At 56.7% G+C, this 21,731-nt stretch carries 16 protein-coding genes; 6 read left to right on the top strand and 10 right to left on the bottom strand.

The window, feature by feature from the left end; all coding sequences use genetic code 11:
* Positions 1 to 18: 18 nt before the first annotated feature.
* Positions 19 to 1,224 (top strand): MBL fold metallo-hydrolase, encoded by a 1,206-nt coding sequence (locus IEW12_RS02280; RefSeq protein WP_229750867.1) that lies wholly within the window; start codon positions 19 to 21, stop codon positions 1,222 to 1,224.
* Positions 1,221 to 1,898, top strand: a complete 678-nt coding sequence (locus tag IEW12_RS02275) for a Rossmann-fold NAD(P)-binding domain-containing protein (RefSeq protein ID WP_188564361.1) — start codon at positions 1,221 to 1,223, stop codon at positions 1,896 to 1,898. Before IEW12_RS02280 ends, IEW12_RS02275 begins: the two co-directional genes overlap by 4 nt.
* A gap of 56 nt (positions 1,899 to 1,954) precedes the next feature.
* Here the strand turns inward: IEW12_RS02275 and IEW12_RS02270 are convergent, their stop codons facing one another.
* The 3 genes from IEW12_RS02270 to IEW12_RS02260 all read right to left on the bottom strand — a co-directional run bounded on the left by IEW12_RS02270 (position 1,955) and on the right by IEW12_RS02260 (position 6,832).
* The gene (locus tag IEW12_RS02270) at positions 1,955 to 3,148 is read right to left on the bottom strand and encodes a trans-sulfuration enzyme family protein (RefSeq protein ID WP_229750866.1); all 1,194 of its coding nucleotides are present in this window, start codon (positions 3,146 to 3,148) and stop codon (positions 1,955 to 1,957) included.
* Positions 3,145 to 4,521: a pyridoxal-phosphate dependent enzyme gene (locus IEW12_RS02265; RefSeq protein WP_188564360.1), complete on the bottom strand. Its 1,377-nt coding sequence runs from the start codon at positions 4,519 to 4,521 to the stop codon at positions 3,145 to 3,147. Before IEW12_RS02265 ends, IEW12_RS02270 begins: the two co-directional genes overlap by 4 nt.
* Positions 4,522 to 4,855: 334 nt before the next feature.
* Positions 4,856 to 6,832 carry a CocE/NonD family hydrolase gene (locus IEW12_RS02260; RefSeq protein ID WP_188564359.1) on the bottom strand — a complete coding sequence of 659 codons (1,977 nt, stop codon included), beginning with the start codon at positions 6,830 to 6,832 and terminating at the stop codon, positions 4,856 to 4,858.
* Between the two features lie 337 nt (positions 6,833 to 7,169).
* On the opposite strand from IEW12_RS02260, the gene IEW12_RS02255 reads away from it, so the two are divergent.
* The gene (locus IEW12_RS02255) at positions 7,170 to 10,040 is read left to right on the top strand and encodes an EAL domain-containing protein (protein ID WP_188564358.1); all 2,871 of its coding nucleotides are present in this window, start codon (positions 7,170 to 7,172) and stop codon (positions 10,038 to 10,040) included.
* A gap of 214 nt (positions 10,041 to 10,254) precedes the next feature.
* Complete coding sequence (locus IEW12_RS02250) at positions 10,255 to 11,115, top strand: ion channel (RefSeq protein ID WP_229750865.1); 861 nt, start codon at positions 10,255 to 10,257, stop codon at positions 11,113 to 11,115.
* Between the two features lie 4 nt (positions 11,116 to 11,119).
* On the opposite strand, the gene IEW12_RS02245 is transcribed toward IEW12_RS02250, so the two are convergent.
* The 4 genes from IEW12_RS02245 to IEW12_RS02230 all read right to left on the bottom strand — a co-directional run bounded on the left by IEW12_RS02245 (position 11,120) and on the right by IEW12_RS02230 (position 13,757).
* Complete coding sequence (locus tag IEW12_RS02245) at positions 11,120 to 11,578, bottom strand: GNAT family N-acetyltransferase (RefSeq protein WP_188564356.1); 459 nt, start codon at positions 11,576 to 11,578, stop codon at positions 11,120 to 11,122.
* Between the two features lie 11 nt (positions 11,579 to 11,589).
* Positions 11,590 to 12,114, bottom strand: coding sequence for a GNAT family N-acetyltransferase (locus tag IEW12_RS02240; RefSeq protein ID WP_188564355.1), 525 nt, complete (start codon positions 12,112 to 12,114; stop codon positions 11,590 to 11,592).
* A 21-nt stretch (positions 12,115 to 12,135) separates the two neighbouring features.
* Positions 12,136 to 12,723, bottom strand: coding sequence for a helix-turn-helix domain-containing protein (locus IEW12_RS02235; protein WP_188564354.1), 588 nt, complete (start codon positions 12,721 to 12,723; stop codon positions 12,136 to 12,138).
* Positions 12,724 to 12,818: 95 nt separating this feature from the next.
* Positions 12,819 to 13,757 (bottom strand): LysR family transcriptional regulator, encoded by a 939-nt coding sequence (locus IEW12_RS02230; RefSeq protein WP_229750864.1) that lies wholly within the window; start codon positions 13,755 to 13,757, stop codon positions 12,819 to 12,821.
* Between the two features lie 118 nt (positions 13,758 to 13,875).
* Here IEW12_RS02230 and IEW12_RS02225 point away from each other — a divergent pair, with 118 nt between their 5' ends.
* Together IEW12_RS02225 and IEW12_RS02220 are read left to right on the top strand one after the other, a co-directional pair.
* On the top strand, positions 13,876 to 14,715 hold the full coding sequence (locus tag IEW12_RS02225; RefSeq protein ID WP_188564353.1) for a phytanoyl-CoA dioxygenase family protein: 840 nt from the start codon (positions 13,876 to 13,878) through the stop codon (positions 14,713 to 14,715).
* A gap of 74 nt (positions 14,716 to 14,789) precedes the next feature.
* Entirely contained in the window at positions 14,790 to 15,305 is a 516-nt protein-coding gene (locus IEW12_RS02220; RefSeq protein ID WP_188564352.1) for a DUF6985 domain-containing protein, read from the top strand.
* 88 nt (positions 15,306 to 15,393) lie between these two features.
* Here the strand turns inward: IEW12_RS02220 and IEW12_RS02215 are convergent, their stop codons facing one another.
* From IEW12_RS02215 to IEW12_RS02205, 3 genes are all read right to left on the bottom strand, one after another.
* Positions 15,394 to 18,135, bottom strand: coding sequence for a TonB-dependent receptor (locus IEW12_RS02215; protein ID WP_188564351.1), 2,742 nt, complete (start codon positions 18,133 to 18,135; stop codon positions 15,394 to 15,396).
* A gap of 420 nt (positions 18,136 to 18,555) precedes the next feature.
* Entirely contained in the window at positions 18,556 to 20,208 is a 1,653-nt protein-coding gene (locus IEW12_RS02210) for a glycoside hydrolase family 10-like protein (protein WP_188564350.1), read from the bottom strand.
* Positions 20,205 to 21,392, bottom strand: coding sequence for an acyltransferase family protein (locus tag IEW12_RS02205; RefSeq protein WP_188564349.1), 1,188 nt, complete (start codon positions 21,390 to 21,392; stop codon positions 20,205 to 20,207). Before IEW12_RS02205 ends, IEW12_RS02210 begins: the two co-directional genes overlap by 4 nt.
* Positions 21,393 to 21,731: the final 339 nt, after the last annotated feature.

Genomic DNA, 21,731 nt, shown 5'->3' with positions numbered 1-21,731 from the left:
AAAGTAAAGAGAATGGATATGTCACAAGCTTCAATGCGCTCACAACATAGGCGCTTTAGTCTGCGCAAGATGCTGGTGGGCGGACTATTGCTGCTGGCGGTAGGATTTTCAGCGGCGCTGGCGCAGGCCTGGGATGCGCTAGGCGAGTCGGCACAAGGTGCGCGGCTGGCGCGCATGCAGGCTTCGCCGCAATGGCATGACGGGCGCTTCCATAATCCGCAGCCGCTGGCAAACGATGATTTGTGGAAAATTATCATGGGTGCCTTTCACGCCAGCGATGACGCTGCGCCCAAGCAAGTAGTGCCAGTTATGCAGGGCGATCACTTGCGTTTTGCGACGCCACCGGTATCAGGCTTGCGTGCCACCTGGCTGGGCCATGCGACTACTCTGGTGGAGATAGGTGGTCATGCGGTGCTTACCGATCCAATATGGAGCGAGCGTGCTTCGCCGGTAAGCTGGGCGGGGCCGAAGCGCTGGTATGCGCCGCCTGTCGCACTTGAGGATCTGCCGCCGGTGGACGCGGTATTGATCTCGCATGACCATTACGATCATCTGGACAAGGCCACAATCGTCACCATTGCGGCGATGAAGGCATGGAATACGAAGTTCATCGTGCCGCTGGGTGTGGGCGCGCGTCTCGCAGGCTGGGGTATTGCCGAGGAACGCATAGTGGAGCTGGACTGGTGGGAGAGCAGCAAGCTGCCGGGAGTGGAGATCGTTGCCGTCCCCGCGCGCCATACCTCGGGCCGTTATCTGGTGGACCGGGACAAGACCTTGTGGGCCGGGTTTGCAATCATCGCTGGTGACCAGCGCGTGTACTACAGCGGCGATACCGGCATGACGCAGCAGTTTAGCGAGATAGGCCAGCGGCTGGGGCCGTTCGACCTCAGCTTGATGCAGATCGGCGAATATGACGAAGCCTGGCCGGACTGGCACCTGAACCCGGAGCAGGCGATACAGGCGCAGCAGATGGTGAAGGGTAAGCTAACGCTGCCCGTACATCATGGCTTGTTGAACCTGGCCTACCATAGCTGGACTGAACCCATGGACCGCGCGCTGGCCGCAGCGGAGCAGAGCAATGTGCGCATCGCCATCCCGCGCCCGGGCGAAAGCCTGGAGCCGGCCAATGTGCCGCAATCCGCCATCGTTACACATTGGTGGCCGCAATTGCCTGCGCCATCTGCCGCAAACTTGACCCAATCTTTAACAAGGGAAGCACAATGAAAGTGATTATCTTCGGCGCCAGCGGCATGGTCGGGCAGGGAGTGCTGCGTGAATGCCTGCTGGATAGCAAGGTAGAAAGCATCTTGTCGATAGTGCGCACGCCTACCGGCATGCAGCATGCCAAGCTACGTGAACTGGTGCATCGCGATTTCTTTGACTTCAGTTTCATTGCGACGGAACTGAGCGGCTACGATGCCTGTTTCTTTTGCCTGGGCATCTCCTCTGCCGGCATGAAGGAGCAGGCCTATCACCGCATCACCTATGACATTACGATGGCCGCGGCTCAGGTATTGGCAGCGCACAATCCAGCGATGATTTTCATCTATGTGTCCGGCGCCAGCACCGACAGCAGCGAGAAGGGCAGCAGCATGTGGGCCAGGGTCAAGGGCAAGACCGAGAATGCTTTATTGCGCCTGCCTTTCAAGGCAGCATACATGATGCGCCCGGGGGCAATACAGCCATTGCACGGCATCCGCTCCAAGACGAAGCTATATGACACGATATACCAGTTGACGGCGCCTCTGCTGCCTTTGCTGAGGAAGTGGTTTCCAAATTCGATTACGACGACCGAACAGATGGGGCGGGTGATGATACTGCTGGCGGCTGGGGGAGGGAGCGTGCCAGCGAAGAGCATACTCGAGCCGGCTGATATAACGGCCTTATGTAAACCATAAAGAAAAAAGCCCTGCCCCGATAAAGGAGCAAAGCTTTTTGCAATAAAACAGAAAAATCAGGCCTTGATCGTATCCAGCGCATTGCGCAAATCCTTGCGCAAGTCTTCTACGTCTTCAATGCCGACCGACAGGCGCACGAAGGAGTCGGTGATGCCCAGCGCCGCACGCTGCGCGGCCGGGATAGTAGCATGCGTCATGATGGCCGGATGCTCGATCAGGCTCTCTACGCCGCCCAGGCTTTCTGCCAGTGCAAACACTTCGCAGCGCTCCAGGAAGCGGCGCGCGCCGGCCAGGTCGGTGCGCAGTTCTATGGAGATGATGCCGCCGAAGCCGTCCATCTGGCGCAGGGCCAGTTCATGCTGGGGATGCGAGGTCAGACCGGGGTAATACACATGCTGTACTTCCGGTTGCGCCTGCAGCCAGGTCGCCAGGTCCAGAGCGCTCTTGCAATGGCGCTCCATGCGGATATCCAGTGTCTTCACGCCGCGCAGCGCCAGAAAGCTGTCGAAAGGACCGGCAATCGCGCCCACCGAGTTTTGCAGGAAGGCCAGTTGTTCGCGCCATTCCGCCTGGCGCGGTTCTGCGCCGACGATGGCGATGCCGCCTATGATGTCGGAGTGGCCGTTCAGGTACTTGGTCAGCGAGTGTACGACGATGTCGAAACCCAGCTCCAATGGCCGTTGTACACGCGGGCTGGCAAAGGTATTGTCGGCCACGGCGATGATGCCGCGCTCGCGGCAGATTTCTGCGATGGCGCGCAGGTCGGCCAGCTTCAGCATGGGGTTGGTCGGCGTTTCCACCCAGACCATCTTGGTATCCGGACGTATCGCAGCCAGCAATTTCTTGGGATCCGTCATGTCCACATAAGTGAATTCCAGGCCTGCGCTGCGCTTGCGCACACGCTCAAACAAGCGATAGCTGCCGCCGTACATATCGTCCCCGGCGATGATATGGGCGCCGCTGTCGGCCAGTTCCAGCACGGTGGCAATTGCCGCCAGGCCGGACGCAAATGCAAACGCCTGCGCGCCGCTTTCCAGGTCGGCCACGCAGCGCTCCAGCGCCCAGCGGGTAGGATTGTGCGAGCGGCCATAGTCCAGGCCCTTGTGCACGCCTGGGCTATCTTGTACGAAGGTGGACGTTGCATAGATAGGCGGCATGATGGCGCCTGTCGATGGATCGGGCGACTGGCCTGCGTGGATCACACGGGTGGCAAAGCCTTGCTTGCCGCTGTCTTTAGGGTTTGTGCTCACGATAAAGTCCTGCGTAAATGGTTGAGAAGGTCAAAGCGGGTAATCAGGCCGTAGAAATGCTGCTGGTCGGCGACGATGGCAACCAGGCCACGGTTCAGGATGTTCCTGAGGTCGTCCAGGCTGGAGCCGGGCGCCAGGGTTTCTATCTGGCGTGTCATCGTTTCCTGCACCGGGCTGTGGAACAGTTTGGCATCGCCGGCTACTTTCAATAGCAGATCGGATTCGTCAATGATACCGACTATCTGGCCTTCGTGTATGACCGGCAGTTGGGATATGTCCGCGCTACGCATGCGGTTGAAGGCGACCATCAGCGTGTCGCTGCTGGCAACGCTGACGACATTGCCGTCATCGAAGCGGCGGCCTATGATATCGCGCAGGTCGCCAAAGCTTTCACGCTTCAGCAGGCCCTGGTCTATCATCCAGTTGTCGTTATATACCTTGGACAGGTAGCGGGTGCCGGTATCGCAGACAAAGGTCACCACGCGTTTCGGCGTGGTCTGCTCGCGGCAATAACGCAGGGCTGCCGCCAGCAGTGTGCCGGTAGAGGAGCCCGCCAGGATGCCTTCGGCGCGCAGCAATTCGCGCGCGGTGCCGAAGCTTTCCGTGTCGTCTATCGTATACGCATGCTTGACGCCGCTCATGTCGGCGATGGATGGGATGAAATCTTCGCCTATGCCTTCCACCGCCCAGGAGCCGCTGGTGTCTGAGACATGGCCGGTCTTCACGTATTCGGCCAGGATGGAGCCCTTGGGGTCGGCCAGTACGAATTCCAGTTTTGGCTGTTTTTCACGGAAATAGCGGGTCAGGCCGGTGATTGTGCCGGCCGAGCCTACGCCGCAAACGATGGCATCTACGTTATGCGCGGTCTGTTCCCAGATTTCCGGTGCGGTGGTCAATTGATGCGCGAGCGGATTGGCAGGGTTGTTGAACTGGTCGGCGAAGAAAGCGCCGGGGATTTCCTTGGTCAGCCTTGCAGCATAATCCTGGTAATACTCGGGATGTCCTTTGCCGACATCGGAACGGGTCAGGTGGATTTCCGCGCCCATTGCTTTCAAGTGCAGGATTTTTTCCGTGGACATCTTGTCCGGCACCACGAGCACCACGCGGTAGCCCTTGGCGCGTCCCACCAGCGCCAGGCCCAGGCCGGTATTGCCGGCGGTGGCTTCGACGATGGTGCCGCCGGGTTTCAGGCGGCCGTCGCGTTCTGCCGCTTCTATCATCGCAAGTCCGACCCTGTCCTTGATGGAGCCGCCGGGGTTTTGCGATTCCAGTTTCAGGAACAGTTCACACGGTCCTGTATCCAGGCGGGTAACCCGGATCAGAGGTGTGTTGCCAATCAACGCAAGTACTGCGGGATTAGTTTGGTTTGTCATGTTTTATCCATATACAAGGTGATGCACTATCAGTGTGGCCTTGTTTTGTGTAGTTCAAGAGGCGCACATGCTAGCTAGTGAGGTACACCGGTTGGAAGGAATGTTTTTGCATATGCTTATTCATATGCTGCATACACTGATATATCGAGAATATTAATTGCAGATATTCGCGCGGCCTCCTGGTTATGTCATTCGATGTCATTCTTCAGGGCAATAACATGCCCTTGATTGCTGCCGACATATTACTCCCGAACGCACTGGACGGCTTACCGGATGTGCAGGCCAAAAAAATCCCGCTATAAAGCGGGATTTCTATAAGCATCAGTGACCTGGCTTACTGGTCCAGAGCCGGTAATACATGCACATGCAAGGCGCTAGGCTGCGCAGCATCGTGGTAGACGCGCTGTGTCGCCTTGATGAAGTCGCTGTCCTTGGCCTGGTATATATTCGGCACGAAGCTTTGCGGATTGCGGTCTATGAACGGGAACCAGCTTGACTGTACCTGCACCATGATGCGATGTCCACGCTGGAAGGTGTGCAGCACATCATTGATCGCAAACTTGACCTTGGTTACTTCGTTCGGCGTGAAGGGTTTCGGTGTTTCGAAACCGTCGCGGAAGCGGGCGCGGAAAGGTTCGCCGCGTACCAGCGTCTGTTGTCCGCCGCGGTTGATTTCACCTTCGGCCACGTCGGGATTGTTCGGTGCAACGTCGATCAGCTTAACGACAAAATCGGCATCTGTGCCTGTAGTGCTGACAAACAGATCTGCTTCCAGCGGGCCTGCCAGCGTGACGTCGCGCTCCAGCACGTCGGTCTGGTAGCTCAGCACGTCGGGTCGGCGTGAAGCAAAGCGCTGGTCGGCAGCAACATACTGGTTGCTCCAGCGGTTGGAGATTTCCGTTGTGTACGGCACCGGCTTGGACGGGTCACTAGGATATTCATCGAACTGCTGGTCTGCCTGTTTGGGCGCGTCAAAACTCAGCTTGCCGCCGGACTGGAAGTACAGCGCCTGCGGTTTGACATTGCGTGGCGGCCAGGCATCAAAGCCGCGCCAGCGGTTGGCGCCGCTCTCGAACATCCAGGCCTTGGGCATAGACGGCTTATCGGTGCCTTTCAGATAGTGCTTGAAGAAAGCCAGTTCCAGCGGCTGGAAGGTCTCAGTGGTTTTGAAGCCGAAATTCGCATCGCCTATCTTCTCGCCACTCGTCCTGGACCAGCCACCATGCACCCAAGGGCCGATGACGATGCTGTTGTTGATGCCGGGATTGAGTTTTTCTATCGATTTATAGATATTCAGCGGGCCGTACAGATCTTCGGTATCGTACCAGCCGCCCACTGTCATTACGGCGGCCTTGACGTTTTTCAGGTGGGGCAGCAGGTTGCGGCTTTTCCAGAATTCGTCGTAGTTGGGATGCTGGATGATTTCATTCCAGAACGGGATGCCATCCTTGAAGTACTTGGGATTCACGTTCGACAATGCGCCCAGGTCGACGAAGAATTGATATGCGTCCGGTGTGCCGTAGTCAAAGGGTTTGCTTTTTACATACTCGCCGGGAACAGGGCGGGGTTTGCCAAAGCTGCTGAAGAAACCGAAAGCCATTTCCAGGTTGAAGGCGCCGTTCCTGTGCATGTCGTCGCCACGGAACCAGTCTGCGATTGGTGCTTGCGGAGATACCGCTTTGAGTGCCGGATGGGTATCTATGACGCCGACTGCCGTGTAAAAGCCTGGGTAGGAGATGCCCCATTGGCCGACCTTGCCGTTATTGCCGGCGATGTTTTTTACCAGCCAGTCCACCGTGTCATAGGTGTCTGTGCTTTCATCGATATCGGTCTTGCTTTTTTTCTGTACTAGCTGCGGGCGCATGTTCACAAATTCGCCCTCGGACATATAGGCGCCGCGCACGTCTTGAAAGGCAAAGATAAAGCCTTCCTTTTCATATTGCTCACTGGAGCCGAGCGCAGTCTTGTAATTGGACGTGCCGTAAGGAGCTACTGTATAGGGTGTACGCACCATCAGGATGGGGTAGGTTTTCTTGGCGCTGGCGTCGTTGGGCACATACACTGCGGTAAATAACAGCTTGCCGTCACGTGCAGGTATCCTGTATTCGTATTTAGTGTAGTTGGCGCGTATATATTCGGCGCGCAGTCTGGCTTTTTCTTTCTCGTCCACAGCCGAGTTGCTGGTGCCGGCTGCGGCTGTTGTGGAACTCAATGTGGCAGCGGTGGCTGCATTAGCTGAGTTTGCTGCCGGTACGCCTATGCTGAGTAAAGCGGAGGCGACCAGTAAGGCCAATGTCGATGGTTTCGGCATTCTATGATCCTATTGGTATATTTACGAGGTCGCCTATTTTAATGCGTGCAGGGCAAAATTACTGTAAAAAAATTTCGCTATGGCAATAATATTCGGATTAATATTAGTGCTCGGATTTCGTGGAATTTTAGTGCAAGTGCAGCATTTTTCAGGCGTGGTTTTCCGGGGCGCCTGGATTGTGATAAATGGTAAAAAAGGCAAAAGAAGTTTGCATTTTCATAGTGAATCGCTGAAGATGGTAAAAAGATAATCCCTTGCCTGCCCAGCGCGGATAAATGCTATATAAGGTATTGATTTCCGCAATGCAGACCACCGGAGAAACGGATCAGGAGCGTCAATGCAGTCTCTGCTTCGTCAGATCAGAAAAATCTTTGTCGCGCGCCGCACGACAGCCGTCCTGTTGCCTCTGGCCGTCGTTGTTATCCTCCTCTCCATTTTTGCTGCACTCAGTGTCGTCACGATGTCGGTGCTGCGCGCCTACGTCGGCGGAGAAAGCCATTGGTCCAAAGCGCAGAAGGATGCGGTATTTGCGCTGCAGCGTTATGCGGTAACCGGAGCCGAGATTGATTACCAGCGTTTCCTGAAAGAGCTGGAAGTCCCGCGTGGAGACAGCCGTGCCCGGCTTGAAATGAACAAGCCCAACGGCGATGATGCGCTGATCAAAGACGGTTTTATCGCCGGCGGTGTCGCCGAGGACGATATTCCCGGCATGGTATGGATGTACCGAAACTTCAAGCATACCTATTTGTTCCGCAATGCGATCAGCTATTGGGAGCAGGGCGATCACTATATCCAGCAGTTGTACGACATAGGCTTGCGTCTGCGGGCGCTGGAGCAATCCGGCCAGCGCGGCAGCCCGGCTGCGCTGACCACGGTGGCAGAAATGCAGGCCATAGACAGCATATTGGCACCGATAGAAGATGGTTATGCGCGCGCACTGGGTGATGCATCGCGCCAGGTAAAAGACATGCTGCTGGTGGCCTTGTTTGCGTCGGCAATACTGTTGCTGTTTGCCTGCACCTGGTATTCTCGCCGGTCCTATGCGCGCAGCAACCGGCTGCAAGCACAATTGAGGCAGAGCGAAGAAAGGCTGAGCCTGGGATTTGAAGGCAGCAATGCCGGCCTGTGGGACTGGGATATCATCAAGGGCGACGTTTATTACTCACCCTGGATCAATCAGCAATTGGGCTATTCGGCGGCTGAGATATCTTCGTCGCCAACCGCCTTCGTGGGCCTGATCCATCCGGACGACAGGGCGATGGCCCAAGAGGCGTTGAGGCGACACCTGGTGGCCAACACCTTGTATGACGTCGAATTTCGGCTCAAGACACTGTCCGGTGAATACCGCTGGTGTAAGTCGCGCGCGCAGGCAGTGCGCAATGCCGATGGCATTGCCGTGCGTATGGTGGGCTCGCTGTTTGACGTGACGGATCGCAAACTGGCCGAAGCGAAAGCCTTTGCCGAAAAAGAACTGGCCGAGGTTACACTGGCGTCGATCGCCGATGCGGTCATCACGACGGATAACCTCGGGCGCATCAGCTATTGCAACAAGATCGCGGAGCAGATGCTGGGCTTGTCGCGCCAGGACATGCTGATGCAGCCTTTCGATTCCGTGTGCAAGATCTTTGATGAAAAAAACCACGAGCACGTGCCGGATTTCCTGGAGCAGGTGCTGTCGCCGGAAACTGTCAGCGAAACCACCAAGGATCTCTATTTGCTTGGAGTGGATGGCAGCAATATTCCCATTGATCGTTCGATTGCTCCCATCCATAGCCCTGACGGCAATGTGATAGGCATCGTCATTGTTTTGCACGATGTCAGCGAGGTGCGCCGGCATGCAGCCCAGTTGTCCTACCAGGCGACCCACGATGAGCTGACCGGCATCCTGAACCGGCGCGAGTTCGAACGCCGCTTGAGCGAGCTGCTGGCCAGGGAATCTTCCAACGAAGATTATCAGGAACATGCTGTAATGTACCTGGACCTGGACCGCTTCAAGATCATCAATGACACCAGCGGGCATGCGGCAGGCGATGAACTGATACGGCAGGTCAGCCATATGCTGAGGCAGAGGCTGCGTGATGGCGACATGGTAGGGCGCATCGGTGGCGACGAGTTTGGCGTCGTGCTCGCGCATTGTAGTCAGGTGGATGCCGGCAGGCTGGCTGAATCCTTGCGCCAGAGCGTGTCAGATATACGTTTTTCCTGGGGCAGCCGTACTTTTGCGATCGGTGTCAGTATCGGTCTGGTTGTCCTCAACCCCGGCATGGTGTCTTTGAAAGAAGTGATGAAGGCAGCGGACGCAGCCTGCTATATGGCCAAGGAAAAAGGCCGTAATCGCATACACGTGTTCAGCCACGACGATGAGGATCTGTCTGTCCGGCACAATGAAATGGAATGGGTGTCGCGTATCAAGGCGGCACTGGACCAGGACCGGTTTTGCCTGTACTCGCAAAAGATCATGTCGCTGCATCCTGACGCGGCGGCAGAGGGCGAGCATGTGGAGATACTGCTGCGCATGCTGGATGAGAACGGCAAGCTCATTCCTCCCATGTCCTTCATCCCCGCGGCAGAGCGCTTTGACCTGATGCCTCAAATAGACCGCTGGGTGATACGCAAGAGCTTTGCCGCGCTGGCCGCGCTCAGCAGGGAGCCTGGCGCCCGCATCGATACCTGGGCCATCAATTTGTCCGGGTCGTCAATAGGCGATGACCGCCTGCTCGACTACGTGATTGAGCAGCAGCAGGAATCCGGCATACCATTCAAGCTGATCTGCTTCGAGATTACCGAGACTGCAGCGATTGCCAATCTGCAAAAAGCGGTTGCACTGATAGACCGCCTGCATGGACTGGGATGCCGGTTCGCGCTGGATGATTTCGGCGTCGGCATGTCTTCGTTTAATTACCTGAAGCATCTGCCGGTTGATTATGTGAAGATAGACGGCAGCTTTATCAAGGAAATCGTCAACAGCGCTACCGATCGCGCAATGGCGGAATCCATCAACCAGATTGCTCATGTCATGGGCAAGCAAACCATTGCCGAGTTCGTCGAGGATGATGCGATCATTGCTTGCCTGAAAAATATCGGCGTCGATTTTGTGCAGGGCTATGGGGTAGGGCGGCCGCAGCCCCTGCCTTCCCGCGCCTTTACCAGCAGGCATGTAGCCAAAATGGAGGCCATCCTGGCCGGTGGCTCGCGCAGGAGTGCTTGAGCTTATTCTTTCCCCGGTCGATGCGCTCGGTCTCCACACACGACAGTGTAGTTTTCTTGCCAAGGCCCTGCGGGGAAATGTATTGCTGCCGTATTTGCCTGTATATTCCTGTGTCTGAAGCCCGCCTTGTCTGGATGGCTTCTTCATTCGAGACAATCAGAGATAAATGAGCATGGCTGAGCAAACCGGGCGTCAACGAACCAGAACAATCAATATGGGTGACAGGAAGGTGATCACCCATGGCCTGCAGACGCAGTTCTGGCAAGACATTTACTATTACGCGATGACTTCCAGCTGGCCGGCATTTTTCGGCGCTATCGCGGTTGTCTTCTTTTCCATCAACCTGATTTTCGCCGGCATCTTCATGCTGGGCGATGATCCCATAGGCAACCTGTCGCCCAAAGGTTTCCTGGGTGCGTTCTTCTTCAGCGTAGAAACCGTGGCTACCGTTGGCTATGGTGACATGCACCCACAGACCATATACGGACATATCGTGTCCACGGTGGAAATTTTTCTCGGCATGGCCAGCGTTGCGCTGATCACCGGCGTGATGTTCGCGCGTTTTTCCCGCCCCAGGTCGCAGATCATTTTTGCGCGCCATCCGGTTACCCATTTCAAGGATGGACAGGAAGTGTTGTTGATACGCATGGCAAACGCCAGGCTGAATGTGATCAGTGAGGCCACGGCCAGGCTGCGCCTGTTGCGCGATGAGAATTCGCCGGAATCTGGCTTATTCCGCAAGCTGCATGACCTGAAGCTGGAGCGCGAACAGCATCCCGTGTTTGCGCTGGGCTGGACTATCATTCACGTCATTGATGAAAGCAGTCCCTTGTTCGGTCTTGGCACGGAAATCCTGGCAAAGGATAATGCAGCATTGATACTCAGCGTGGAGGGCGTGGATGAAACCACCAGCCAGACCCTCCGTGCCCGCTATGTGTATACGCATGACACGATACGCTCCAATCATCGCTACGCGAATATCTTCTCTGCAGCGGATGACGAAGGGCAGCACATCGATTACTCGCTGTTCCATGATGTCGAGGCCTTGCCGGAGCGGCAGGACCGCCCGGCTTGAGGCCTCAGGCGGCGCTCAGGTGTTTTTGCATGAATACGCTGAGCGGATCATCGGGGTAGCTGCCAAAAGGGCCCCGTTGCTGGTAGCCGAAGCTTGCGTACAAGCCGAGCGCTTCCCGGTGCAGCGGGCCGGTTTCCAGCTTTAGCTTGCTGCAACCTGCATTCAGTGCCTGCTGTTCGAGCTCCGTCAGGATCTGGCGCGCGATGCTCTGTCCTCGGTTTTCCGGGCGAACATACATGCGTTTTACTTCGCCGTAAGCAGGGTAAAGCACGATGCCGCCGCATCCCACCGCATTGCCCTGATCATCGCGGGCAACCGCAAACAGCAGCGTCTCCTCGGCTACTGAGGCCATATCCATTGAATACACGCTTTCGGGCGGATACAAAGAGTGCTGATACGCATCCAGCTCCGCAATGAGGGCCAGTACTTCCGCCTGATCCGGCGATTCGAGTCTGATTTTCATGATCTGTTTCATCAAAGCCGTTTGGAAAAAATCGTCGTCGCGCACAGACCGCCATCCGGCCACAGCGCATAGTCGGGAATGCGGCCGCACTGTATCCAGCCCAGCCGTTCGTACAGGCTTTCTGCGCCGCCACCGGTGGCAGTATCCAGTACCAGAACAGTCTTGCCGGCGGCCTTGGCGCATTCTTCTGCTGCCTGCATCAGCGCAGCGCCCAAGCCGTGCTGGCGCGCGCTACGATGCACCAGCAGCTTGGAGACATCGGCCCGGTGTGGCTGGTTGTCCGGCTGGCTCAGCACCAGTTGGACCGTGCCCACCACCCGTCCTGCGCCATCCCTGGCCACCAGCAGCGAGCGTTCCTTTGCTTCGACTCCCTTTGCGACGTTTTGCCAGAATGCATCAGCCTTGGCGCGCGGCAGCGGGTTCATGAAGCTGACGGAGGCGCCGCCTTCCACACAGTCGATCAACACATCTATCAGTGCTTCTTTGTCGGCAGCGTCCAGTGTATGCAACTGTTGTATCGGTGCAGAGTGTTCCAAGATCGTCTCCGTCTGAAAAAATTAAAAATCGCTGTTAATCACAACCAGGTAGTGGGCCGGCAGCGCGGTCGTGTTCTGGAACATCACAGCCTGGTCTTCCCGCATTGCCAGGCAATCGCCTTGCTCCAGTACATGGCGCTGCTGGGCAACCGTGATTTCCATGCTGCCTTCCATCATCCAGATTTGCTGCTGTATGCCTTTATCCCTGTGCCCGGCCTCATAGGCCACCGTTGCGCCTGGCGGAAAGATGACTTCCACCATCTGTATCGGCGAACGGAAATGCGGCGGCGACAGATTGCGCCGCAGATAGCCCGATTGCGGGTCTGTCCATTGCAATTGCTCGCTGCGCTTCACCAGCGGGCTGGCGTCATCGCGCGGGTCTTCAAATAGCGATGCCAGCGTCACGCCCAGGCCCTTGGCCAGCTTTTCCAAGACGACGGCGGTGGGACTGCTTTCGCCGCGCTCTATTAGCGAAATCATGGAGCGGCTGACATTGCACCTGCTCGCCAGGTTTTCCAGTGACATATCGCGCTCAGAGCGCAGGGCGCTGATGCGATTGGCGATGCGCATGTTGATGTCTTGCAAGGGTTTTTGATTGATTTCTTTCATAATGGATTTATTATCCAGTTTACTGGATAAGCTTGTCAAGGCAGTTCGTGCGGCGGGAAAAAAGGTGAGGAAACGGCGGAGGAAGTGCTAAGCGTTCAGAGTGGCTTAAGCAGGCCTGCATCCAGCAGTTCGCTGTCCCAGCGCGGTAGCGGCTGGTATTCAGCCACCAGAAAATCGATCAGCGCGCGCACTTTGGGGGAAAGGCGGCGGGTGGCCGGATACAGCGCGCTCAGGTAGTTCAGCGGCAAGCTCCAGTCTGCGAGTACGATGGCCAGCCGGCCATCCAGCAGGTCGCGCGCCGACAGGAAGCTGGTACTGTACACGATGCCAAGACCGCGCAGCGCAGCCTGTTGCAGTACCAGCCCGTTATTGGACGTGAAGCCGGGGTTGATATCGACTGAGAGCTGTTCTCCGTTACGCTCGAAATCCCAGCGGGTGCCGCCAGTCAGGTGGCTGAAATGCAGGCAGCGGTGCTGCTGCAGGTCTTCCGGCTTGCGCGGCGTGCCGTATTGCTCCAGATAGGCCGGGCTGGCGCAGAGTACACCACGGCAAGGCGCCAGCTTGCGTATGGACAGGCCGCTGCTGTCCGGTATGCCGCCGACCCGTACCGTCAGATCAAAGCCATGCCTGACGGGGTCGAGCAGCGCATCGTCCACGTGCAGCGAGGGTTTCAGTTGTGGATGCAGCAGGCTGAAGCGTGCAATAGCGTCCGCCAGCCAGGTGCTGCCGAAGCTGCTGGGTGCCTGTATCCGTAGCGCACCGGCCAGTTCTGCACGGGCATCGCTGATCACGCGGCGCGCTTCTTTGGCCTGCTCAACCGTCGCGGTACAGGGCTCCAGGTAAGCAAGGCCCAGATCGGTCAGGCTGACTTCGCGGGTAGAGCGGTGCAACAGGCGGGCACCCAATTGTTCTTCCAGTTGCATGATGTATTTGCTGGCCATTGCCCGCGTCAAACCCAGGCTGCGCCCGGCGGCACTAAAGCTGCGCAGGCGCGCCACTTCGACAAATACTTCCATCATCCGCAATTGATCCATGAAGCCATTGTCAATTAAACGAAGACAGTGTGTCAATCATATGGCGAGTTGCTGGCCTCGGTGCTTGCTGCCTACAATAACAGCATCTCACTTTTATATGCCATCCGGAGTAAATCGCATGCTCACCCCCGCGCAAAAAGAACACTATGTCCGTGAAGGCTATCTGGTACTGCCTGATTTCAAGAGTGCAGAACAGATAGCGGCATTGCGCGAGAGGGCGGCGCAGATCGTCGATGCTTTCGACCCTGCAGAAAGCGTGTCCATCTTTACAACGCAAGACCAGGAAAAAACCACCGACGATTACTTTCTCGGCTCTGCCGACAAGATACGCTGCTTCTTTGAAGAAGAGGCCTTCGGCCCGGATGGCCAGTTGCGCCAGGATAAATCCTTGTCGATCAACAAGATAGGCCATGCCTTGCATGACCTGGATCCTGTATTCATCGCCTTTTCACGCGACCCCAGGCTGGCAGCCGTAGCGGAAGACCTGGGACTGGCTGATGCGCAGATCTGGCAGTCGATGTATATCTTCAAGCAGCCGGGCATAGGCGGCGAGGTGCGCTGGCATCAGGATGCGACCTACTTTGACAGTACGCCGATCAGTGTCACCACTTTCTGGTTTGCGCTGGAGGATGCCACGCTGGACAATGGTTGCATGTGGGCAGAGCCGGGCGGACATCGCAGCCCCCTGCGCGAACGCTTCATCCGCGAGGGCGACAAGGTGAGGGTGGAAAAACTGGATGCCATGCCCTGGCCGGACGACAGCACTGCGATACCGCTGGAAGTAAAAGCCGGCAGCCTGGTGTGTTTCCATGGCTTGCTGCCGCATTACAGCGCTCCCAACCGCTCGCCAGTATCGCGCCACGCCTATACCTTGCATGCAACGGATGGCCGTACCGAATATTCCGCTAAAAACTGGATACAGCGAGACTCCAGCCTTCCGGTGCGCGGTTTTCGCTAAGCTTTACCAAGTTTCACTGCCCTTGTCGGCTATAATCCCGCCATTGAAGACTGCCTTGATGGCGAGGAAAACACATGCTGATAGAACAACTGGGCGCATTGACAAAAGACGAAGAGCTGGACGACTGGTTGATCAGCGCACCGGTCGCTGTTCCTTACCTGGGCGGTATAGAGCTGGAGTTTGTGCTGGAAGGCATGGAGGATGACGCACATCCGGAAGAGTTTGCCAGTGCTGTAGCCAGTTTTCTTGCCAAGAACAAGTCTGAACAGGCGAAGGCGGCACCGCATCTGCTGGAAGCCTATCGCAGTGCCGCCGCAGCAATAGTGCCGGAAAAGCCAGCCTGCGAAATTCGCACTGAAGACCAGACCTGGCCCCATGTGCGGCCGGAAGAGGTGCGCGTATGCCGTCGCCAGCGCGGCGATCGTAAAGTGTATGTGCAAGTGGTTGCCGATTGCGACTGGGATCATGAACATGGCCTGCAACTGGTGTTCCGCGAGGGCAAGCAGTTGTCCCGCGTCAGCAGCTTCGATGATCACCTGACCTATGCCGATGCGTTCGGTTTGCCGGACGACATGGACCAGATCAGCTAGGCTGTTCGTAGACAAAAAAACAGTCAGGCAATAAAAAATCCCCGGTCACCGTGAGGCGACCGGGGATTTTTGTTTCAGCCAAGCCTGATCAGTTGAACTTGTAGTTCACGTTCAGCGTGAAAGCACGGCCGCGTGGATCCGCTACGCGTGGATCCCAGCCGGCACCGACCACATCATCCACATTGTGGGCAGTGAATGGAGGGTCGGTGTTGAACACATTCTGGATGCCGCCGGTGATAGTCCAGTTTTTAAAGCCGGTGTAGGTGGCAGACAGGCCATAAGTGATGTACGCATCAACATAAGGATTGAAGCCCGGAGGGATGTCACCCTTAGGCAGTTGATCCTTGTAGCCGGATGCATACAATTGCGTACCCATCACGCTCCATGGACCACGAGACCATGTGATGGAGGCATTATGCTTCCAGCGCAGGTACAGGTCGCTGGTACCGAAATTGCCGACCAGTTCCTGGTAAGGCTGGTTTTCAAATTCGTGGTACTTGAAGCTGTTGGTGTAGGTGCCATCCAGTGCGAAGCTCCACTTGCCTGTGCTGAACTCTGTATCGTAGTGCAGGCTCAGGTCGGCGCCGCGAGTTTGGCTGCCTGCCGCATTGATCCAGCCGGCCTGGATATAGTTGATCGTGCCGTCTGGATTGCGCACGATATTGTCCAGCAGCGACTGGTAGTTCGCCAATACCTGGGTCACTGTACGGTTCAGGATGCGGTCCTTGGAACGGATTTCCCAGATATCCAGCGAGCCGGTCAGGCCTTTCATTGGCGACACGACAAAACCGATACTGCCTTGCTTGGAAGTTTCAGGCTTCAGCTTGGCATTGCCGCCGGTTTTGTAGTCCAGTTTCAGCGAGCAGTAATTAGGATCGCCAGGATGCAAAGGGCATTGAACAGGATCGTCCGCGCCATTCGGCAATTCCTGGGTCAACTGACCGGAATACAATTGCTGGAAGCTAGGCGCCAGGAAGCCGGAATTGACGGAGCCGCGGAACACAATCGCTTCATGTGGCTGGTAGCGGAACGCCAGTTTAGGATTGGTGGTGCCGCCAATCTGGCTGTACTGGTCATGGCGTACAGCAGCCGTCAACTCCAGATTCTTGGTGATAGGCACGATGGTTTCTGCGTACACCGCCTTGATGTCACGGCTGACGCTAGGCAGGTTGGCGTTGCCCGGAGCCAGCAGGATAGTGGTGGCATCCACGCCCTGTGCAAATTCATAGGATTCGCGGCGCAGGTCGAAACCCGTCGCTACGCTGACCGCACCTGCCGGCAACTGGAACAGCTCGCCGGAGATATTGCCGTCTGCCTGGGTCAGCTTGGTGGTGCCGCCTTGCAGGTCCACATGGGCCTTGGTGGAGTTCAGCAATGCCATGGCTGCAGGGGACTGCGATTGGCCAGGAGCTACCCAAGGGTTGATGATGCCGCTTGCCAGCGCTGCATACAGCTTGTCTGTGTATGCATAGCCGTCGATGAGCGTGGTGTCCGCCTTGGCGCGCGCGGTCGATACGCCGAGCTTGTAGTCCCACTTGCCAAACACGACGCCTTCCAGGCCCAGCAGCAGGCGGCTGTTATCGGAAGTTGTTTCCTGAGTGCGGTTGCCCAGGTCGCTGGCACGCCACTTGTAGGCGATAGGCTTGGTGTTGTCGAAGCTAGGAATATATGCTGACAAATCCTGATAGTAAGGACCGCCGACAGGGTACACGTTCTTGTTGGCGATGCTGGTGGATATTTGCAGAGGCGTCAACTCCGCCTTGGATTTTGCGCGTGATGCCGTCAGCTCGACAAAGGCCTTGGTATCCGCATTGATCTGTATCGTGCCTCGCGACACCAGGTTGGCGTGCTCGACAGGCTGCTGCATCACGTAGTCACCGCCGTAGTCGTAAGCACAGGAGTAGGTGGAGCGCAGGATGGAAGTGGAGTTCTTCCACAATGCTGCGTCATACTGGGACATGCCAGGGATGGTGTCGCACTTGCCGGTCAGGCTCAGCAGGCTGGCCTGCAGATAGGAGTTAGGATCGCCTGGCAGTTTGAAACCGGTGCCCAATGCCGTGCCGGCGCCGCTCAACTGATTCGCATATGGTGTGCCGGTAGTATCCGGAGACAAGCCACGGTTAGGCTGGTAGCCGCGTGCAAAGTCGCGTTGCTGGGAGCGCAGGATGTCCGACTTGTCCAGAGACAGGCTGGCCATGACGTTGTAGCCTTCCTTGTCCAGGGTGCCCTTGCCGACCAGCAGTGAGGCACGGCGCGTATTACCGCCGCCCTCTTGCGTGACATTGGTGTCGGCCGAGATTTCTGCACCGGTGTAATTGGTCTTCAAGATGAAGTTGATTACGCCGCCGATTGCATCGGTACCGTATATCGCCGAAGCGCCATCTTTCAGGATTTCGATGCGTTCTACAGCAGCGATAGGAATGGAGTTCAGATCGACCGATTTACCGCTGGTGCCATGCGCAGAAACGCGGCGGCCGTTCAACAGTACCAGTGTGCTGGATGGGCCAAGACCGCGCAACGAAGCAAAAGCCGCGCCGCCGACCAGACGGTCTGCATCTGCACCGAACACGTTGTTACCGGAAGTCATATTGTTGGTGCCGGTGCCATTGGCGGAAATCACGCGCATCAATTGTTCGGCGCTGGTGATGCCCTGGCGTTCGATGTCGCTCTTGGAAATGACTTGAACCGGCAAGGCTCCTTCCTTGGCGATACGTTTGATACTACTCCCTGTAATTTCAACTCTTTGCGGCTCTGCTTGCTGCTCCTGGGCGAATACGGTGCTGGATACACCGATCAGGGCAATACATTGGGCAATTTTCTTTAATTTCACGGTTGACTCTCCATTGAATTACTACCTTAGTCCGGGGGTACTTGCAAACTTGTGCCGTTATTGGTGCAAATTGGTGCACCGCAAGCAGCGGGTTTGCTTCGACCTTTTTTTATAAATGCTTGACTACTTATGCTTGTTGCTCGCCTGTCGGCTCGTATTTGCTGCAAATGGTTTACACCGAAATGCAGACTAGGGTCTGTGCTCGGCATGTGACAAATGAAAAAAGTGCCCCAATCGATAACTAAAAGATATAGGGCTGGCGGGCACCTCGCTCCGGGCATTGCCAGTAACCGTTGTCAAGACTATAGGGGTCTTATTTGGATGCTGTTTCAGCTTGCGCGGCAGGCGGTAAACCTGGCCGCCAAGTGCTGAAAAACCACACTTGCCGCAGTGTTTATGGACGACGCAAAATTTGCGGCCCTAGCGGAATTCATGTGATGCGCGGGCGCTTTCATTGCCGAGCCGGTCCACTGCCGATACCTGTATTTCTTGCAGTGCACCATAAGCGGGATCGTCAGCGATGCTTATCTTGGGATTTGCAGCCGTTTGCACCGAAAAGTACCATTGCTTGCCATAGCGCTTCCAGATCGCCAGCGATACCGTGTTGGCGTCGGCCTGGGCGCTTAGACTGGCAGTTGGTGCCGTATTTGCCGACTTGTTTTCGCGATCCAGTACCAGCACGGGGACAGTCGGTGCTGCGCTGCCCAGCCAGGGCGTGGCCGGCACCAGTGCGGCTTGCTGGTAGGGCCCCCGCTGCAGCAGATCGCGTATGCCCTTCCTGTCCTGCATCAGTGCTGTCATGCTGAAATGCAGGTTGCCGCCGGCTCCCGGCTTTTCACGCGTGGCGCTGATCTGGTTCAGGATTTCCTGCGGCTGCCAGGATTGCTCGCTGTCGGTGATGCGACCCGTATATAAGCCTGCCCATATATGCCTGCCAAGGGTGTTTTGCGCTACCCAATAGTCCAGCAGGGTCTTATAGGCTTGCGGGGCCTGGTCTATCGGCCAGTACAATTGCGGCGCCAGATAGTCCAGCCAGCCGTTTTGCAGCCATAACTCGACATCGGCATACAGCTTGTCATATTGGCTAAAGCCGGCGATGCCGGGCGGCAGGCGATCCGGCCGGCCTATGCCAAACGGACTGATGCCAAATTTCACCCAGATCTTTTCCTTGTGGATCAGCGTATGAAGCTGCTCAATCAGTTTGTCGACATTCTGCCGGCGCCAGTCGGCACGCGCGAGTTTGCCGCCTTCTTTCAGATAGTGCTGCCACGACGCATCATCTGGAAAATCCAGCTCCTTGCCCTTGGTATCATTGATTGGGTACGGATAAAAGTAATCATCTATATGAATGCCGTCGACGTCATAACGGCGCAGCACGTCGGCAATCACGGCCAGGGTTTGTTTGGCGGCTTGCGGCTCGCCGGGATCCATCCATTGCATGTCGCCATACAGCTTGACGATGGCCGGCTGCTGTTTGCTGACATGGCCGGCATGCGCCGCAGACTTCGCCGTTGCCAGCGTGCGGGCGCGGTAGGGATTGAACCATGCATGCAGCTCCAGCCCGCGCTGATGCGCTTCATCTATCCACATCTTCAAAGGATCATAGAAGGGCTTGGGCGGCCTGCCTTGCTCACCGGTCAGGTATTCGGACCAGGGTTCCAGGCTGGAGGGGTAGAGCGCATCGGCCGCAGGGCGTACTTGCAGCACGATGGCGTTCAGGCGCATGGACTTCGCAGTGTCCAGGATGGCGATGATTTCCGCCTGCTGCTGCGCTACGCTCAAGTCCTTGCGGCTGGGCCAGTCTATATTGCCAACGCTGGCCACCCAGGCTGCGCGAAACTCACGCGGCGCCGGTGGCGGTTTGTGCGGGTCGAATACCGGTGGTGCGGGAGCTGCGGTAACCGTGGATGCGCTGCCTGCTGCCGTCACCACTGGTGCGGGCTTCGGCGCGGGTTGGGGGACTTTATCGCCGGCGCAGCCGCCGAACAAGGCCAGTATTAAAGCAAACAGGCCCAGCCGGAGTGCGGCAGCAGTATTAGGGAGAAGATTTTTTCTTGTTAATTTTTCATTCATACTTTGACAAACCAGCGCTTGCGCCACATCAGCCAGGCCACACTGAACATCGCCAGATTGAACAACAGGGCGAAAATCAGCGAGGCATTCACCGGCGCGACCGGAAGGTCTTTGATGGGCGCATACAGAACGGCTTGCAAGGATAACAGCGTAGCGTCGGGCTGCGCAATTTTTATGATGCCCAGCAGTCTGGCGATGACACCGGACAGCGCAAACAGGAATAGCGCATTCATGCCATAAATAATGAAAGGGGCGGACAGTCTTTGTGCCAGCCGGCGTGGCCACTTGGATCCATTCCCATCCAGCAAATAATAAAAAGCTGAAAACAGCAGCAACCCGCAACCTGTCATGAAGATGCAATAAGACGTGGTCCACAGGCTCTTGATGATGGGCATCAACAGTGTGTCCAGCAGGGAGCCCAGTATCAGGCAGCCCAGCCCGGCCAGCACCATCCACGCTGTTTTTTGCTGGCGGCTGGAGCCGCTGCCGAGCAAATGCCCGGTGAGTACGCCAAACAGCAGGCTGCACAAGGCGGGCAGGGTGCTCAGCAGGCCCTCAGGATCCCAGGTCTTGACCTTGCGCCACAAATGGCCGCTCAGCAGCAGCCGGTCCAGGTAGGCACCGGCATCGCGGCCCGGTTCCAGCACGCCCGCGCTCCAGACCCCGTCCAGGTCAGGCACCGGAACTTTGAGCATGATGATCGTATAGGTGCCCAGCAGCGCAAGTATCCATATGCATTGCTGTTTCCAGTTGAAGTACAACACGATAGGGGCAGCCAGTAACGTACACAAGGCAATACGCTGCAGCACCCCCGGTATGCGCACGATGGAAAAATCAAAATGCGGAATCATATTCAACGCCAGGCCGATCAGGAATATCAACGCAGCGCGCTTTGCTAGTTGCCGCAGCAGCGCCGGTTTGTCTGCGCCTGCCGCTGCCCTTTGGCCTAGAGACAGGCTCATGGCGATGCCGCCGATAAACAGGAAAAACGGAAAAATCCAGTCTGTAAAAGTCCAGCCTGCCCATTCCGCATGGTCTAGCTGAGCATAGACATGGTTCCAGTCGCCTGGATTATTGACCAGCAGCATGCTGGCGATCGTAAAGCCGCGGAAGGCGTCAAGCGATACGAGCCGCCTAATATCGGGTATGGCGGGTGTGCCAAATGTAGCGGGGATTGCTGCCATGGGTCTCGCTCCGTAAGCTTTATCGCCATGCCCGTCATGTCAATGAAGCACGACGTCGCTGGGCTGGCGTTTGGATATTGTTTTATTGGCAAACCAGACGAAAAAACAGGGCGCGATTGCGCCCTGCAAAGGCTCATCCATCGAGGGGAGAGATGAGGGGTTACACCTTGGGAAATACAAATACTAAAAACTACTTGCAAACTACCGGGAGGGAATATCACAGAAGGAGGTACACATCTTTGCTACTCCCCTTGCTGCATTTGCATCCGTTTCCGAGCCGCTTCATTTTTCCATCAAGCCAAATGCGAAAAGAGTCGGACCGGATCTGCCGCGTCACCA

The organism is Parundibacterium terreum (assembly GCF_014636315.1).
Lineage (GTDB): Bacteria > Pseudomonadota > Gammaproteobacteria > Burkholderiales > Burkholderiaceae_D > Undibacterium > Undibacterium terreum.
This window is presented reverse-complemented; position numbering and strand designations above follow the sequence as displayed.

What these genes read in the sequence shown, in the direction of transcription:
- IEW12_RS02255 (WP_188564358.1), top strand. Translation starts at nt 7,170, where the DNA reads ATGCAGTCTCTGCTTCGTCAGATCAGAAAAATCTTTGTCGCGCGCCGC.
- IEW12_RS02220 (WP_188564352.1), top strand. Translation starts at nt 14,790, where the DNA reads ATGCTGATAGAACAACTGGGCGCATTGACAAAAGACGAAGAGCTGGAC.
- IEW12_RS02230 (WP_229750864.1), bottom strand. Translation starts at nt 13,757, where the DNA reads ATGGATCAATTGCGGATGATGGAAGTATTTGTCGAAGTGGCGCGCCTG.
- IEW12_RS02235 (WP_188564354.1), bottom strand. Translation starts at nt 12,723, where the DNA reads ATGAAAGAAATCAATCAAAAACCCTTGCAAGACATCAACATGCGCATC.
- IEW12_RS02260 (WP_188564359.1), bottom strand. Translation starts at nt 6,832, where the DNA reads ATGCCGAAACCATCGACATTGGCCTTACTGGTCGCCTCCGCTTTACTC.
- IEW12_RS02210 (WP_188564350.1), bottom strand. Translation starts at nt 20,208, where the DNA reads ATGAATGAAAAATTAACAAGAAAAAATCTTCTCCCTAATACTGCTGCC.
- IEW12_RS02250 (WP_229750865.1), top strand. Translation starts at nt 10,255, where the DNA reads ATGGGTGACAGGAAGGTGATCACCCATGGCCTGCAGACGCAGTTCTGG.
- IEW12_RS02245 (WP_188564356.1), bottom strand. Translation starts at nt 11,578, where the DNA reads ATGAAAATCAGACTCGAATCGCCGGATCAGGCGGAAGTACTGGCCCTC.
- IEW12_RS02265 (WP_188564360.1), bottom strand. Translation starts at nt 4,521, where the DNA reads ATGACAAACCAAACTAATCCCGCAGTACTTGCGTTGATTGGCAACACA.
- IEW12_RS02225 (WP_188564353.1), top strand. Translation starts at nt 13,876, where the DNA reads ATGCTCACCCCCGCGCAAAAAGAACACTATGTCCGTGAAGGCTATCTG.
- IEW12_RS02275 (WP_188564361.1), top strand. Translation starts at nt 1,221, where the DNA reads ATGAAAGTGATTATCTTCGGCGCCAGCGGCATGGTCGGGCAGGGAGTG.
- IEW12_RS02280 (WP_229750867.1), top strand. Translation starts at nt 19, where the DNA reads ATGTCACAAGCTTCAATGCGCTCACAACATAGGCGCTTTAGTCTGCGC.
- IEW12_RS02205 (WP_188564349.1), bottom strand. Translation starts at nt 21,392, where the DNA reads ATGGCAGCAATCCCCGCTACATTTGGCACACCCGCCATACCCGATATT.